This window comes from Desulfatibacillum aliphaticivorans DSM 15576, assembly GCF_000429905.1.
In the GTDB taxonomy this organism is placed as follows: domain Bacteria; phylum Desulfobacterota; class Desulfobacteria; order Desulfobacterales; family Desulfatibacillaceae; genus Desulfatibacillum; species Desulfatibacillum aliphaticivorans.
Map to the genome: position 1 here is coordinate 324869 of NZ_KE386982.1, position 16265 is coordinate 341133.

9 protein-coding genes and 1 pseudogene are annotated in these 16265 nt (G+C 54.4%); 8 read left to right on the plus strand and 2 right to left on the minus strand.

Features of this window, described 5'->3' with window-relative positions; genetic code table 11:
- The first annotated feature begins 24 nt into the window (after positions 1 to 24).
- From glnA to G491_RS34780, 3 genes are all read left to right on the plus strand, one after another.
- On the plus strand, positions 25 to 1437 hold the full coding sequence (glnA, locus tag G491_RS0127600; RefSeq protein WP_028316834.1) for a type I glutamate--ammonia ligase: 1413 nt from the start codon (positions 25 to 27) through the stop codon (positions 1435 to 1437).
- A 344-nt stretch (positions 1438 to 1781) separates the two neighbouring features.
- Positions 1782 to 5111, plus strand: coding sequence for a chemotaxis protein CheB (locus tag G491_RS0127605; protein WP_028316835.1), 3330 nt, complete (start codon positions 1782 to 1784; stop codon positions 5109 to 5111).
- On the plus strand, positions 5101 to 6450 hold the full coding sequence (locus G491_RS34780; RefSeq protein WP_051327566.1) for a GAF domain-containing protein: 1350 nt from the start codon (positions 5101 to 5103) through the stop codon (positions 6448 to 6450). Before G491_RS0127605 ends, G491_RS34780 begins: the two co-directional genes overlap by 11 nt.
- A 106-nt stretch (positions 6451 to 6556) precedes the next feature.
- Here the strand turns inward: G491_RS34780 and G491_RS34785 are convergent, their stop codons facing one another.
- Both G491_RS34785 and G491_RS0127620 read right to left on the minus strand, forming a co-directional pair.
- On the minus strand, positions 6557 to 7042 hold the full coding sequence (locus tag G491_RS34785) for a class I SAM-dependent methyltransferase (RefSeq protein WP_051327567.1): 486 nt from the start codon (positions 7040 to 7042) through the stop codon (positions 6557 to 6559).
- Between the two features lie 21 nt (positions 7043 to 7063).
- The gene (locus tag G491_RS0127620) at positions 7064 to 7486 is read right to left on the minus strand and encodes a hypothetical protein (RefSeq protein ID WP_028316836.1); all 423 of its coding nucleotides are present in this window, start codon (positions 7484 to 7486) and stop codon (positions 7064 to 7066) included.
- Between the two features lie 160 nt (positions 7487 to 7646).
- Between G491_RS0127620 and ispG the strand changes: the two genes are divergently transcribed.
- The 5 genes and pseudogenes from ispG to G491_RS0127655 all read left to right on the plus strand — a co-directional run.
- A complete protein-coding gene (ispG, locus tag G491_RS0127625; RefSeq protein WP_028316837.1) occupies positions 7647 to 8711 on the plus strand; it encodes a flavodoxin-dependent (E)-4-hydroxy-3-methylbut-2-enyl-diphosphate synthase in 1065 nt (354 codons plus the stop codon).
- A complete protein-coding gene (gene proS / locus G491_RS0127630) occupies positions 8712 to 10229 on the plus strand; it encodes a proline--tRNA ligase (RefSeq protein ID WP_028316838.1) in 1518 nt (505 codons plus the stop codon).
- Positions 10230 to 10403: 174 nt separating this feature from the next.
- The gene (locus G491_RS0127635) at positions 10404 to 12545 is read left to right on the plus strand and encodes a RelA/SpoT family protein (RefSeq protein WP_028316839.1); all 2142 of its coding nucleotides are present in this window, start codon (positions 10404 to 10406) and stop codon (positions 12543 to 12545) included.
- A 182-nt stretch (positions 12546 to 12727) separates the two neighbouring features.
- A complete protein-coding gene (locus G491_RS32915) occupies positions 12728 to 15163 on the plus strand; it encodes a hybrid sensor histidine kinase/response regulator (protein WP_169829536.1) in 2436 nt (811 codons plus the stop codon).
- Between the two features lie 921 nt (positions 15164 to 16084).
- A pseudogene (locus G491_RS0127655) lies at positions 16085 to 16265 on the plus strand (IS110 family transposase); the annotation flags it as partial.

Genomic DNA, 16265 nt, shown 5'->3' on the forward strand with positions numbered 1-16265 from the left:
TATAAACAAACAAGGAGGAACACCATGACACCCAAGGAAGTATTAGAGTTTGCAAAAGAACAAGGCGCAAAGGAAGTTGATATCCGTTTTATGGACTACCCCGGCCTTTGGCAGCATTTCAGCGTACCCCTTTGCGAGCTCTCCGAAGATAGCTTTGAAGAAGGCTTTGGCTTTGACGGCTCCAGCATCCGCGGCTGGCAGCCCATTAACGCCAGCGACATGCTGGTCGTGCCCGACGCCTCCACCGCTTTGATGGATCCCTTCTTCGCCAGCCCCACTCTGGTTCTCATTGGCGACATCAAGGACCCCATCACCGGCGAACCTTACTCCAGGGATCCCCGCAACGTGGCCAAGAAAGCCGAAGCATACCTGAAGAGCACCGGCATCGGCGACACCGCTTTCATCGGCCCCGAAGCTGAATTCTTCATCTTCGACAACGTGCAGTTTGAATCCGCCGCCAATGTGAGCTACTACGAAGTGGACTCCGTGGAAGGCATCTGGAACACCGCCCGTCCCGAAGAGCCCAACCTGGGCTACAAGCCCCGCCACAAACAAGGCTACTTTCCCGTACCGCCCATGGACAAGTTCCAGGACCTGCGCTCCGAGATGATGTTGACCCTGGAGCAGTTGGGCATCGCCGTGGAATGCCAGCATCACGAAGTGGCCACCGCGGGCCAGGCTGAAATCGACATGCGCTTTGCTCCCTTGCTGAAAATGTCCGACCAGCTCATGTGGTTCAAATACGTCCTGAAAAACGTGGCTTACAAGGCCGGACACACCGTGACCTTCATGCCCAAGCCCCTTTACGGCGACAATGGCACCGGCATGCACACCCACGTCAGCATCTGGAAAGACGGCCAGCCCCTGTTCGCAGGCGACAAGTACGCCGGCGTTTCCGATATCGCCCTGTACGCCATCGGCGGCATCCTGAAGCATTGCAAGGCTCTGTGCGCTTTCACCAACCCCACCACCAACTCCTACAAGAGACTGGTGCCCGGGTACGAAGCCCCCGTGAACCTGGCTTACTCCAGCCGGAACCGCTCCGCGTCCGTGCGCATCCCCATGTACTCCTCTTCGCCCAAGGCCAAGAGAATCGAGTTCCGTACGCCCGACCCGTCCTGCAACGGCTACCTGGCCTTCTCCGCCATCCTCATGGCAGTGCTGGACGGCATCCAGAACAAGGTCGATCCGGGCCAGCCCCTGGACAAAGACATCTACTCCCTGCCCCCCGAAGAGCTGGCGAACATCCCGTCCGCTCCGGGCTCCCTGCAGGAAGCTCTGGCAGCCCTCAAGGAAGACCATGACTTCCTGCTGAAAGGCGACGTGTTCACCCAGGACGCCATTGACATGTGGATCGACTACAAGACCGAAAACGAAGTCGACGCCGTCAACCTGCGTCCCCATCCGCACGAGTTCATGCTGTACTACGACATTTAATCCGACTTCGGCATCCAGGGATTTTTCGGATGTCCTTGCGGCAATAAAGACGGGGGAGGCGCCTGACAAAGGGGCCTCCCCCGTCCATTTTGATTTCGCGGCGTGGGCATGGCTGACGGCTAAAGCGGGGCGTGCGCGTTGCGGCGGTTTAATTAAAAGTCGTTTTGGGAAGTTTCTCTAAAAACTGCATAATATGAAATGTCATCATTGAATTTTTACGGGCATTGATTTTGACAAGAATAATGAATGGAGTTAATATTTAGCAATGGAAACGCGTTGTACGATGTAGCTGGCATAGGGGCTCGTGTATCGAAAAACCAGCGGGTGTTCTGACAAGGGGGCGTATGGGAAATACCACTGAAAGCAACAGAATGACTTCCCCTACCCATTACGTAGGCATTGGGGCTTCGGCGGGCGGACTGGAGGCCATCGATTCCTTTTTTGCCAACATGCGGCCCCAGAACAATCTTGCTTTTATAGTGATCCAGCACCTTTCGCCGGATCATAAAAGCCTGATGGTGGAATTACTGTCCAAAAAGACCGAAATGCCTGTGCACCGGGCTGAGGAAGGAATGCGGGTGCAGGCCAACCACGTTTACCTGATCCCTCCCAAAAAAAATCTGACCATATTCCATGGGGAACTGATGTTGACGGACCAGGATTCCTGCCGCGGCATCAACCTGCCAATCGACGTGTTTTTTCGCTCCTTGGCTGATGATGCGGCCGACAAGGCCGTGGCTGTGGTCCTTTCCGGCACGGGCAGCGACGGCACCCGGGGGGTGCGGGCCGTGAAGGAGGCCGGGGGGATGGTGATGGTCCAGTCCCCGGAGAGCGCCAAGTTTGACGGCATGCCGAGGGCGGCCATTTCCACGGGGGTGGCGGATTTTGTGCTGCCGCCGGAGGAAATGCCGGAGCAGCTGCTGGCTTTCGCCAGCCACTCATCGATCAAACGCACCGCCGCCTCCAATATTTTGCTGGGGGATGAGGACGGCCTGACCAGGATATTTGCGGAATTGCGCGGGAAAACCAAGGTTGATTTCACCTACTACAAGCCCAGCACCATCACGCGCCGGCTGGAGCGCCGCATGACTGTGAACCAGATTGACGAAATCAGTGATTATGTGCGGTATATCCAGACCTATCCCGGGGAGCTTATGACCCTCTACCGGGAGTTGCTTATTGGGGTCACCAGTTTTTTTCGAGATCCTGAAGCTATGGAGTTTTTGCGCAGCGAATGCTTGCCCGAGTTGCTCATGCGGGTCAAGGATCGTGAAGTCCGCTTTTGGATTGCGGGATGCTCCACCGGGGAAGAAGCCTATACCTTCGCCATTTTAGCTAAAGAAGCCATGGAGCGTCAGCGGATAAGCCGCGACATCAAAATTTTTGCCACGGATATAGACCGGGACGCCATCTTGCGGGCCAGCACCGGGTCCTATCCGGAAAGCATTGCCGCTGACCTGGATCCGGGGGTGCTGGCCAAGTATTTCTACAATAAGGAAGGGGTGTATCAGATCGCCCGGCATATCCGTGAGATGGTGGTGTTTGCCCAGCACAACTTGGTCAAGGATCCTCCTTTCACCAATATCGACCTGATAAGCTGCCGTAATCTTCTCATTTACTTTCAGCCTGTTCTGCAGCAAAAAGCCTTGGAAATGTTCAATTTTTCGTTGAATCCCCAAGGGGTGCTCTTTTTGGGAACCAGTGAAAGCATAGGGGATATGGCCGCCTGCTTTGAAACCGTGCATCAAAAGTATAAGATCTATCGGTCGCAGGGGAAGGCCCTCCCTCCCGGGCAGGGTAAGGGCGTGGGGGATATGGAGGAGAAAACCCGCCGGATCCAGCCTTTTTTCGTCCGGGAAAAAGGGCGGCAGCTGGCGCAGCCTGACGACAGCCGTCTTCTGTCGCGTCTGATGGATGTCGCTTCCAACGGCTATATGCCCCTATCTGTAATAGTGAACGAACAATTGGAAATCATTCATATCGTAGGAGATCCTTCCCCTTATTTCAAAGTTCCCACCGGCCGGACTGCGTTTGACATCACCAAAATGGCCTCCAAGGATTTGGCCATTCCATTGGCCACAGGCATTCAAAAGGTATTTCGCACCCGGGATAAAGTCATTTATAACAATGTGCTGCTGCATTTTGGACAGGAAGCCCAGACCCTGCGCCTGAATATCCTTCCCCTGCCGGAGCAAAAAGGCGCTGATTCGCTGGCAGCCGTCTTTATTGAGGAGGTGGACAAAAAGTCTGTTCCGGAGACCCGCGGAGACGGGGAGTATGACCTGGGAAAGGAAACGGAGCAACGTATCCGGGATTTGGAGCAGGAACTCCAGTTTGCAAGGGAAAACCTGCAGGCCACCATTGAGGAGTTGGAAACCTCCAACGAGGAGTTGCAAGCCACCAACGAGGAGCTGCTTGCCAGCAATGAGGAGCTGCAAAGCACTAACGAGGAGTTGCAGTCCACCAATGAGGAGCTTTACACGGTCAATGCCGAATTTCAAAAAAAGATCATGGAGCTGACCGAACTGCACAACGACGTGGACAACTTGCTCACGTCTTCGGGCATCGGCACCCTGTTGCTGGACGAAGATCTGGAAATTCGGCGGTTTTCGCCGGAAATCAACCGGTTATTCAATATTATGGAATCGGATGTGGGACGTCCCTTGACCCACCTTTCCCACCGGCTCATGGATTTTGACCCCTTGAAGATCGTCCGCAAGGTGCAGGTGGATAATAAGCCCCGCCAGTTGGAGGTCAAGTCCGAAGAAGGAAAAGCCTACCTGGCCCGGGTCATCCCTTATACTATCGGGGTGGGCGCTTTTTCCGGCCTTGTCATGACCTTTGTGGACATCTCCACGTTGACTTCCATGCGGAGACAGCTGAATCAGGCCGAGAAGACCTCCCAAGACATTCAACAATTTATGCCGGCGGGGCTTTATGTCTACTCCCTGAATGACGCCGGACAACTGATTTTGGAAGAAAGCAATCCGGAAGCGGAAAAGCTCACGGGCGTGTCCGCGGATCAATGGAAAGGCGAACCCTTTGAGGCCATCTGGCCCCGGGCCGGCGCAATGGATCTTAGCAAGTCACTTCTGGAGGTGATAAAAACAGGACAATCCTATGCCATGGACGATTTGGTTTATGCCGACGACCGCATCAAGGGGGCCTATTCCATCCAGGCGTTCCGCTTGCCTGAAAACCGGTTGGCAGTCATGTTTCAGGATGTGACCGAGCAAAAGAAAATGGAAGCTGATCTGGTAGCCAGTGAGTCCAAATACCGCAAACTTTTTGAAACCATGGCCCAGGGAGTGGTGTATCAGGATAAGGACGGCAACATCATTTCCGCCAACCCTTCCGCAGAACGCATCCTGGGGCTGACTCTGGATCAGATGATTGGCAGGACATCCATGGACCCCAGGTGGCAGGCCGTCAAGGAGAACGGAGAGCCTCTTGCCGGCCAGGAGCATCCTGCCATGGCGGCCCTGGCCACCGGAAAGCCGGTCACGGGCTATATCATGGGCGTGAACAACTCCCAGCACAACCAAACCCGCTGGATCATGGTCAACTCCACTCCCGAATTCCTGGACGGCGAAACCAAGCCCTGCCAGGTTTTTTCCACCTTTGACGACGTCACGGACAAGATTAATTTGCAAAGAGGACAGTATGACCGGTAAAAACTTTCCCAGTGCAGACGCATTGCGTGCCAGGGCCGAGAATATAGCCAAGTCCAAACCCCGGCAGCCGGAGTCCATGAATCCGGAACAGATGCGTGACTTGTTGGAAGAGTTCCAGATTCACGAGATTGAACTGGAGTTGCAAAACGAGGAACTGCGGCGCTCTCATATTAAGGAAGAAGAGACAAGGCAGCATTATTTCAATCTTTTTCATCATGCCCCTGTGGGATACGCCGTGCTGGATTCCGCCGGGATCATCAAACAGGCCAATGCCGCCTTGGGAAAAATGATTGGCAAGGAGTCCGCCGAATTGCACCATAAGGCTTTTGCCGATTTCTTGCGCCCGGAAGACAGCCATGTATTTCGCTCCCGCTTTAAGTCCTTGCTGAATTATCCCGATGGCAAGTCTCTTGAAGTGCAGATTGCCTCCAAAGGGCTTTCCACCATCCACGCCTCTATCCATGCGGTTCCCCACCCGAGGAAAGCCTCTAAGGAAGGGAACGCAACAAAGGAGCTGCTGCTTAGTATCACGGACATCACGGTTCAAAAGAAAGCAGAGGCGCAGCTGCAGGAGGCCTTGGACTCCAGCCGGCAGCAATCCCAGGAAATCTCCGGCCTTTTAAAGGGCGCCCGGGCCGTATTGGAACAAAAGGACTTCGCCCAAACAGCCCGCCTTATTTTTGACGTATGCCGGGAGTTGACCGGCGCAGCCTCCGGGTATGTGGCGCTTCTTTCAGATGACGGGGAGGAAAATGAGTTGCTGTTTCTGGAAGCCGGGGGACTGCCTTGTACGGTGGATCCCAAACTGCCCATGCCGGTCAGGGGGCTTCGGGCCGAAGCCTATCATCTGAACAAGGTAGCGTACGACAACGATTTTATGGAAAGTCAATGGGTGAAATACATGCCGCCCGGACACGTGGTCTTGAATAACGTGCTTTTCGCCCCCCTGGTGATCAAAGGCGTCACGGTCGGCATCATCGGCCTGGCCAACAAAGACGGCGATTTTAACGAAAACGACATCAAACTGGCTGCCGGCCTTGGGGAACTCACTGCTATCGCCTTGGAAAACAGCCGCAACCTGGAAAAACGGCAAGAAGCGGAAAAAGCCCGGGAGCGCACGATTCAGGAACTGGAAACGGCCTTGTCGGAAGTCAAAAAATTGAGCGGCCTCCTTCCCATCTGCGCCCACTGCAAGAAAATCCGGGATGACCAAGGCTACTGGAAACAACTAGAGGCTTATATTACAAGCCATTCCGAAGTATGGTTCAGTCACAGCGTTTGTCCAACGTGCGCCAAAATTCACTATCCTGATATTGATATTTACGAAGAAGAACCCTGATATTCTGAAATTGTGAATGATAGCGGTTATTTGTGATTGGCTGCAAAATCGAAAAGGAAGTCTACCTGCGTCCCCATCCGCGCGAATTCATGCTGTATTACGACATTTAATCCAATTTCGGCATCCAGGGATTTTTCGGATATCCTTGCGGCAATAAAGACGGGGGAGGCGCCTGAACCCTGTAAAATTCCCGGAGGGCGGCGTCCGGTCTGGGAAGGAAGAAAAATACATTGGCGGCGGCGAGGCAGGTGAATTTTTCGTCGTCCCAGGGCAGGTTTTCGGCGTCTCCCTCCAGGACTTCCAGGCGGCCGGACTCCACGGCTTCCCGGTTTTGCTTCCTGGCCAGGGCGGCCATGTCCGGGCTCAAGTCGAGGCCCGCGGCCCTGGACGCCGTCTCCAAAACCATTTTCAGGAGCGCTCCTCCTCCGCAGCCCACTTCGCAAAAAACGTCGTCCGGACCGATCTCCAACTTCTCCAGGATAAGCCGAAAGCCTGGATAGTGTCCCTTGGGATCTTTGTACATCAGCCGGCCGATCCGTCCGCTGGGAATTCTGGCCGTTGCGTCCCAGATTTTGGAAAGAATGCCTGACATAGCTTTCCCTCCTGATGCTCTTTAAAAAGCCCCCAACTGGCAGGGCTTGATCCTGATTTCCAGGGTTTCGCAGGCGGAGCTTACGGACATTTTGGAAATGTGCAGCCGCTTGGCGATGTCCCAGCAGGCAAAGCAGGGGATTCTTCCCTCCCGCGTTTGCTCCTTGATGGCGGCTTCCAGGTCCGGCTCCACAATGGAGGCGGGCTTGATGATTTTTTTATTGGGCTTGTACCCAAACAGGCCCATCTGGCATTTGGCCAGGCGAAAGCCCAAAACGTCCGTGGCTTTTCCTATATCAGCGGGGGAATACCCGGATTCCTCGGCCAGGGCGAAGGCCACGGCGCAGGCAAGGGTTCCGTCCTTCACCACTTTTTTCAAGGCTTTTTCCAAGTCCGGCTCAACAACGGCGTCCGGGGAGTGCTTTTCTCTAAAGTCCGTTCCCATTCCATTTCTCCTGTCTTTTGTTAAGATGCGAGAATATCATACTTAAAAACAGGCCGCTGGGCAAGCGCGGGGACGCAATAACCCGTGGAGTAAGGCGTTAAAACGTGCTATACTCAAAATGAACAATTGTTGGCCCTGAATTTTGGTAACAAAGGTTGATATGCCCCTGCAAATTAATAGAAAAACAACCCGGCCTATCCGGGTGGGAGACGTTCCGGTGGGCGGCGGCGCCATGGTGTCCGTGCAATCCATGACCAACACCTTCACCCAGGACGTGGAGGCGACTGTCGCCCAGATCAAGAGGCTGGAGGCCGCCGGATGCGAGATCATCCGGTGCGCGGTCCCGGACATGGAGGCGGCCCAGGCGCTTCGATCCATCAAGGAGCAAATTTCCATTCCCTTGATCGCGGACATTCATTTTGACCACAAGCTGGCCGTCGCCAGTGCGGAAAACGGCGCGGACGGCCTGCGGATAAACCCCGGAAACATCGGCAGCCAGGATAAGGTCCGGGAAGTGGTGCAGGCGGCCAGGGACCACGGCATGGTCATCCGCATTGGGGTGAACGCCGGATCTCTGGAAAAGGACCTGCTGAAAAAATACGGAGCGCCCACGGCCGAAGCCATGGTGGAAAGCGCCGTGAACCACATCGACATGGTGCGTTCGTGGGATTTTCACGACATCAAGGTTTCCATCAAAGCCTCGGACGTGTTCAAGACCATCGAGGCTTACCGGGCCTTGTCGGAAAAGACCGATTTGCCCCTGCACCTTGGCATCACCGAGGCGGGCACGCGATACGCCGGCACGGTGAAAAGCTCTCTGGGCATCGGCCTGCTCTTGTTTGACGGCGTCGGCGACACCATCCGGGTGTCCCTGACCGGCGATCCGGTCACGGAGGTTCGGGTGGCTTACGAGATTCTGCGCAGCCTGAAAATCCGGGAGCGGGGGCCGGAGATCATATCGTGCCCCACCTGCGGCAGGACGGAAATCGACGTGCTTGCCATTGTGGATCAGGTGGAAAAACGCCTGCAGAACATGACCAAGCCCATGAAAATCGCCATTATGGGGTGCGTGGTGAACGGCCCCGGAGAAGCCCGGGAGGCGGACGTGGGCATAGCCGGCGGCCGGGGCGTTGGCATTGTATTCAGGCGCGGACAAGTAATCAGGAAGGTCAAGGAAGCCGAATTGGTGGAAGCCCTTCTGGAAGAAATAGGAAAGGATGAATAAATGGGAAAGCAGATGAAAACGGCGATTACGCCGACGCGGGAGGAAGATTATCCTGAGTGGTATCAACAAGTGGTCAAGGCTTCGGATCTGGCGGAAAACTCGCCCGTCCGGGGGTGCATGGTCATCAAGCCCTGGGGCTATGCAGTTTGGGAAAAGATTGTCGCCAACCTGGACCGCATGTTCAAAGAAACCGGGGTGAAAAACGCGTATTTCCCCTTGTTCATCCCTTTGCGCTTTCTCCAAAAGGAAGCCAAGCACGTGGAGGGCTTCGCCACGGAATGCGCCGTGGTCACCCATCATCGACTGGAAAAAGGCCCGGACGGAAACCTGGTTCCCGCGGGCGAGCTGACCGAACCTTTGATCGTGCGCCCCACCTCCGAAACCATTATCGGCGATTCCTTTTCCCGCTGGGTGTCATCTTACCGGGATCTGCCCATCCTGCTTAACCAGTGGGCCAATGTGGTCCGCTGGGAAATGCGGCCCCGGGTGTTTTTACGCACTGCGGAATTTCTGTGGCAGGAAGGCCATACGGTGCACGCTACCTCCGAGGAAGCCTACGAGCGCACGGAAATGATGTTGAACGTCTACGCCGATTTTGTGGAAGAGTTCCTGGCCATGCCCGTGCTCAGGGGCGCCAAAAGCCCGGCTGAACGCTTCCCCGGCGCTGTGGACACCCTGTGCATCGAAGCTATGATGCAGGACCGCAAGGCCCTCCAGGCGGGGACCTCCCACTTTTTGGGCCAGAATTTCGCCGTAGCCTCCGAAATCAAGTTCCAGTCCGCCGAAGGCAAGGAGGAATACGCCTGGACCACCAGTTGGGGCGCCTCCACCAGGCTCATGGGCGGCTTGATCATGGTTCATTCCGATGACGACGGTTTGGTTCTGCCTCCGCGCATCGCACCTGCCCAGGTGGTGTTGATGCCCATCATCAAAAAGGAGGAAACCCGGCAGGCGGTCATGGACTACACCAATTCCCTGGCGGACGAACTCCGCGCCCTGGATTTTCACGGCGAAAAGCTGTCCGTGGAAATCGACGATAAGGACAAACCCGGCCGCGCCTGGGACTGGATCAAGAAAGGCGTGCCCATCCGGGTGGAAATCGGGCCCCGGGACATGGAAAAGAACGCGGTCTTCATGGGCAGGCGCGACACGCCGGGCCACAAAAAAGAGTCCATGGACAGGAACGATTTCGTCGCCAAGGCGGTGGAAATGCTGGACGACATGACCCAAAAGCTCTTTCAAAAAGCCCTGGATCACAGAGCCGAGTTCACCGAAAAAGTGGACGGCAAAGACGCTTTTTATAAATACTTTACGCCCAAGAACGCCGAAAAGCCGGAAATGCACGGCGGCTTCGCCCTGTCCCACTGGTGCGGCGAGATGGAGTGCGAAGAGAAGATCAAGCAGGACCTGGCAGTGACCATCCGCCTGATTCCCTTTGATGCGGAGGAAGAGGCGGGCGAATGCATTTGCTGCGGCAAGCCCAGCAAAAAGCGTGTTGTATTCGCCAAGTCGTATTAACGAAATGGGGTCAAGTCTACGTTTGACGTTTGAGACTTAAAACACACGCTCAAACGTCAAACGTAGACTTGACCCCCAACCACGAAACCCGGCAAATTTTGTATTTTGGGCGCCTATTATGCATGCGTTTTATGTGAAATGGGGTTATGGCCAAATTTTTATAATGACGGCGTTATGATTCGAATTCAGGACATAATTGACAAGGTCTGGGATTATAATCCGGATGCGGATTTTGACCTCATAGAACGGGCCTACATTTTTTCCGCCCGGGTTCACGACGGACAGGTGCGCCTGTCCGGGGAGCCTTATCTTTCCCATCCTTTGGAAGTGGCGGGAATTCTGGCGGACATGCATCTGGACGTCACCAGCATCGGGGCCGGCCTGCTTCATGACGTGGTGGAGGATACCCACGCCACCCCGGAGCAGATTGACTCCATGTTCGGAGCTGACATGGCCCACATCGTCAAAGGCGTGACCAAACTGTCCAAGCTCAGCTTTCGCAGCAGCCAGGAAAGGCAGGCGGAAAGCATCCGCAAGATGATCCTGGCCATGGCCGACGACATCCGGGTGGTTTTGATCAAACTGGCCGACAGGGTGCACAACATGCGCACCTTGCAGTTTCAAAAGGAGAACAAGCAAGTCCGCATCGCCCAGGAAACCCTGGACATCTACGCGCCCATCGCGGGGCGTTTGGGCATCTACTGGATCAAGCAGGAGTTGGAGGACCGTTCCTCCATGTATTTATATCCCGAGCAGTACCGGGAGATCGAAAATCTCCAGAATCAAAAGAAGCACGAACGCGACGCCTACGTGGAAAAGGTCAAGGGCATCCTGCACGACAAATTGGGGGAAGCGGGCCTGAAAGGCCAGATTTTGGGCCGTTATAAGAGCTTCTACAGCATTTACAATAAGATGCTTCAGCAAAACCTGGAGTTTGAAGAAGTCTACGATATCATCGCCTTCCGCGTGATTTTGGACACCATCCCCCAATGCTACGAAGCCCTGGGCCTGGTCCATAACATTTGGAAGCCCATCGCCAAAAAATTCAAGGACTACATCGGCAATCCCAAGCCCAACATGTACCAGTCCCTGCACACCACGGTGATCGGCCCCTTTGGGGAGCGCATGGAAATCCAGATCCGCACCCAGGAAATGGACGCCGTGGCCAAGTCGGGCATTGCCGCGCACTGGAGCTATAAGGAAGGCAAACAGGCGGATGAGAAAACCCGTCAGGCCTTCGCCTGGATTCAGGATATTGTCGAGCATCAGAAAAATGTAAAAGACCCCCAGGAGTTTCTGGAAAACGTCCGCATCGAATTATTTCCGGACGAAGTGTACGTGTTCACCCCGGCCGGCGACGTCAAGGCCTTGCCCCGGGGCGCCACTCCCTTGGATTTCGCCTACGCCATTCACTCGGAGGTGGGGAATCATTGCACCGGCGCCAAGGTGAACGGCCGTATGGTTCCGTTGCGCACGGAGCTGAAGACCGGCGACAGCGTGGAGATTCGGACCCAGAAGAAAGGGCATCCCAGCAAAGACTGGCTGCTTCACGTCAAGACGGTCAAGGCCAGGACCCGCATCCGTCAATGGATTAAAACCGAGGAGCGGGAGAGAAGCCTGGCTCTGGGCAGGGAAATGTGCGAAAAAACCTTCCGGCGCAATCGCATGGCTTTATCCACCATGCTGAACAGCCCGGAAGTGGAAAAAATATACAAGGATTTTGGATACAAGGATGCAGAGAGCATGCTGGCGGCCGTGGGCTACGGCAAGCTGACCCCGCTGCAAATCCTCAAGAAATGGGCTCCTCAACCGGATTCCGACGAAGAAAACAAACTCCCGACTCATGCTCCCGCTCCCTCCAAGAAAAAGAAAGATGCAACGGGAATCCTGGTTAAAGGCATGGATGACATGCTCATCCGTTTCGGCAAGTGCTGCAACCCCCTGCCGGGAGATCCGGTCGTGGGCTATATCACCCGGGGGCATGGGGTGACCGTGCATTTGAAAGGGTGCGTCAACGCCATGCAAATGGACCCGGAAAGGGCCATTGAAGTGGAATGGGCCGAAGACGTGACCCAGACCTATCCGGTCAGGCTGTATGTCAGGGCCAACGACCGGGTGGGGCTGCTGGCGGACATCACCGCCGCAGTCAGCCAATGCGACGCCAACATCACGTCCATCAACACCCGTTTGGGGGAGGATCAGCAGGCCAATGTGTACCTGGTCGTCCAGGTGGCTGGAAAGGATCGTCTGGATGTGGTAATGGCAAGTATCCGCAAGGTCAACTCGGTCACCCTTGTCAAAAGGCAGAGTAGGTAGTTTCTTTCCCGCCGTTTTTTGCGGGAAAGGCTTTTTCCATATTTTAAATACGATGCCGTTATGATTGGTCCCAACCCTCGCATCATGGCTAAGTTTCATGCATTAAAGAGGATCGGAGCTTGTTTTCTTCTCAAAGCCAACCGGAAATGAATAACGATAGCCGCATAACCCCAAAAGATATTTTGGATAAATTCAGTCTTTTGGAAAAGCGCATCCTCAGAAGCCAGGAAGATGTGGAGCAGCTTTCTGCGTTTATTGAAGAATTGCCCATCGGCATCCTGGATTTTGACCTGGAAACCAACAGGGTGGTGGGCGTAAATCGCGCCCTAAGGGATCTTTCCGGGTATGAGGTTCACGAAGCAGCCTCCATGGAGCCCAAGGACTTTCTCGCGCCCGAATCCATGGACCTCATGAAAAACCGGGTGGCGCGAAGTCTGAGCGGCGAACACATTTCCGAGCATTCCGAATACGCTTTTTTTACCAAGTCGGGAAAAAAACTCTGGTGCCAGTTGGCGCAAAGGCTGATTCTGAAAAACGGCAAGCCCTGGCGCATTCTGGCGGTGGTTCAGGACATCACCTACCGGAAGCGTTTGGAAAAAGCCAGGCAGGAAGGGGAGGAGAAATTCCGCAATATCCTGGAAAACACCCAGGATTGCTTTTACCAGACGGATATTCATGGGAATGTGATATGGACAAGCCCCGCCACCGCCAAACTGCTGGGCTATGCCTTGGATGAGGTGATGGGCAAGAATGTGGCCCGCACCTTTTACGCCAGACCGGAGGATCGGGAGAGGCTTTTGGAAACCATGCGGAGTTCCGGCAAGGTTTCCGATTATGAGGTGCTTTTGCAGCGCAAAGACGGGACCACCGTTTGGGTGAGCACCAATTCCCAGTATTACACGGACGAGAACGGCGTGATCCAGGGCGTGGAAGGCGTGTTCCGCGATATCTCCGCCCAAAGGCGCGCGGAAAAACAATTGCGGGAGGCCCACGCCCAACTGGAGCAAAGGGTGGCTGAACGCACCAGGGATTTGGAGGAAATCAACCGGGACCTCAAAGAGGAAATCGCCCGTCGAAGAACCTCGGAAAAGGCGCTCAATCACTCGGAAAACAAATACCGCACCATCCTGGAAAACATTGAGGACGGGTATTACGAGGTGGATCTGAAGGGAAATTTTACCTTTTTCAACGCCGCCATGACCAGGATTCTTGACTGCGCGCCCGACGAACTGCAAGACCTGAACTATCGAAAATTGGCCGACCAGGAAACCGCTAGCAAGGTTTTCCAAGTATTCAGTAAAGTGTTCAAAACGGGCAAACCCTTCAAGTCGGCGGACTATCAACTGGTTAAAAAAGACGGAACCCGGTCCTTGTTAAACATCTCCGTTTCCCTGATTCGCGACATGGACGGCCGAAACATGGGCTTCCGGGGCGTAGTGCGCGATATCACCGAACGCAATGCGGCTGAGGAGGAGAAAAGGAACCTGGAGCTCAAACTCCTCCAGGCCCAGAAAATGGAGGCCATGGGCACCCTGGCCGGCGGGGTGGCGCACGATTTCAACAACCTCCTCATGGGGCTTCAGGGCAATGTAAGCCTCATCCTATTGGAGCTTGGCAAGGACCATCCCACCTACGAACGCTTGAAAAAACTGGAAGGCTTTATCAAGGACGCCACCGGCCTGACAAGGCAGCTTTTGGGCTTCGCCCGGGGCGGCAAGTACGAAGTCACCACCACGGACATCAACCAACTGATAAACAAAACCCTGGAGATTTTCGGCAGAACCCGCAAGGGCATAAGGATTTCCAGAGCTCTCGGCGACGTATGGCCCGTGGACGTGGATCAGGGGCAGATCGAACAGGTGCTGCTTAATCTCTACGTCAACGCCGGGCAAGCCATGCCAAAAGGCGGCAACTTAAAGGTGTCCACCCGGAACGTGCATCTGGATGAAACCTTTGTGGCGCCGCATGGCTTGAAAAAAGGCCGCTTTGTCAAAACTTCGGTGACGGATACGGGCATCGGCATGGATCTGGCCACCCAGCAAAAGGTGTTCGACCCCTTTTTCACCACCAAGGACATTGGCAGGGGCACCGGACTCGGCCTGTCATCAGCCTACGGCATCATGAAAAACCACGGGGGCGTCATAAACGTGTTCAGCAAGCCGGGTAAGGGCTCCACTTTCAATATTTACTTGCCTGCATCGGAAAGCAGCGTCCAGGAGGCGTCCCCGGAAGCGGAGGGCGTGGAATACGGCGTCGGAACCGTGCTTTTAGTGGACGACGAAGAAGTGGTCCTGCGGGCCGGCCAGGAGATCTTGAAGATTTTGGGCTATACGGCTTTGGTCGCCAATCGGGGACGGAAAGCCATTGAAATCGTCAAGGCCATGCAAGGGAAGATCGACCTGGTGATCCTGGATCTTATCATGCCCGACCTCCACGGCGGCGAGGTTTTTGACGTCATCCGGGAGATCAATCCCAAAATCAAGGTGCTTCTCTCCAGCGGATACAGCCTGGACGGCCAGGCCGCGGAAATCATGGCCAGAGGCTGCGAAGCCTTCATCCAAAAGCCCTTCACCGTGGAAGCCCTGTCCCAAAAAATAAAAGCCGTCTTGGGGGCGTAGAAAAGCGGGGATTGATGGCATCGGTAATTATAAAGATACTCTCAGTAGTGCTCTTGGCGCTAGGCTTGCTTTCGATCTACGCCAATTACGAACTCCTGTTTAAATATTATCTCTTAAAACAAAGAGATAGAAATATCATCCTTATTCCGATTATGGGCGGGTTGTTTACGTGTATCGGCATGATTTTGTGGGGCAGTGGCTTAATGCGTTCGTTGGCGTTTATTCCTCTGTTTATAGATATTGCCTGTCTGCCTATGATCCTGTTGGCTTTGTACAGGGTATTTATTGCAAAGGGTCTATATTAAGAAGCCCTCATGTCGGGTTTGAAGTCCGTCAGCGTTTTCGGCCATGTGAACCGCAAAGCCGGACTTCGTAACCCGACCTACAGCTCAGCATCCGCGACGTAGGTTTTGGAGCTTGTTAAACCCAACAACAAAATGAATTTATAGCTGCATGTTAATAACGAGGCGTCACTGTAGGGGGGCAATTGTCAAAAACAACAAATGTTAGGCAAGCGGTCTTGATTTTGTTTTTTTTAATATCTGGCTTCGCAATGCAGGCGCTTTTATTCAAAACCAAGCAAAACTCATGGACTGACGCCCTTCTCAGCTATCAATGGCTATGGATTTTATATTTTGTTTTTAGCCATTGGGCGACTAAGTATCTGATTCGAAAAAAATGGCTATAGAATTGCCCAAGCCGACTTATTGTCGGGTTGAAGTCCGCCAGCGTTTTCGGCGATGTGAACCGCAAAACCGGACTTCGTAACCCGACCTACGGCTCAGCATCCGCGACGTAGATATTATGGGTAATACGGGCGGCGATTCAGGCCAAGGGGGTTGACCCGCTCCTTGAAACCGTGGGTTAAGTAATTGGAAGCTGTTAGTTTTCAATCACTCAGAGCCACATCAAGGAGGGGTCATGAACAAGGTACTTTATGTCGGAATGGATGTCCACAAAGAAAGCATCGTTGCAGCAACGGCGGAAGGGGCAAGCGGAGAGGTTGACATGTTCGGAACATGGCCTAACAACACGGCGGCGGTGGATAAAATACTGCATAAGCTGTCTTCCAAAGGGAGAGATCTTCGGTTCGTGTATGAGG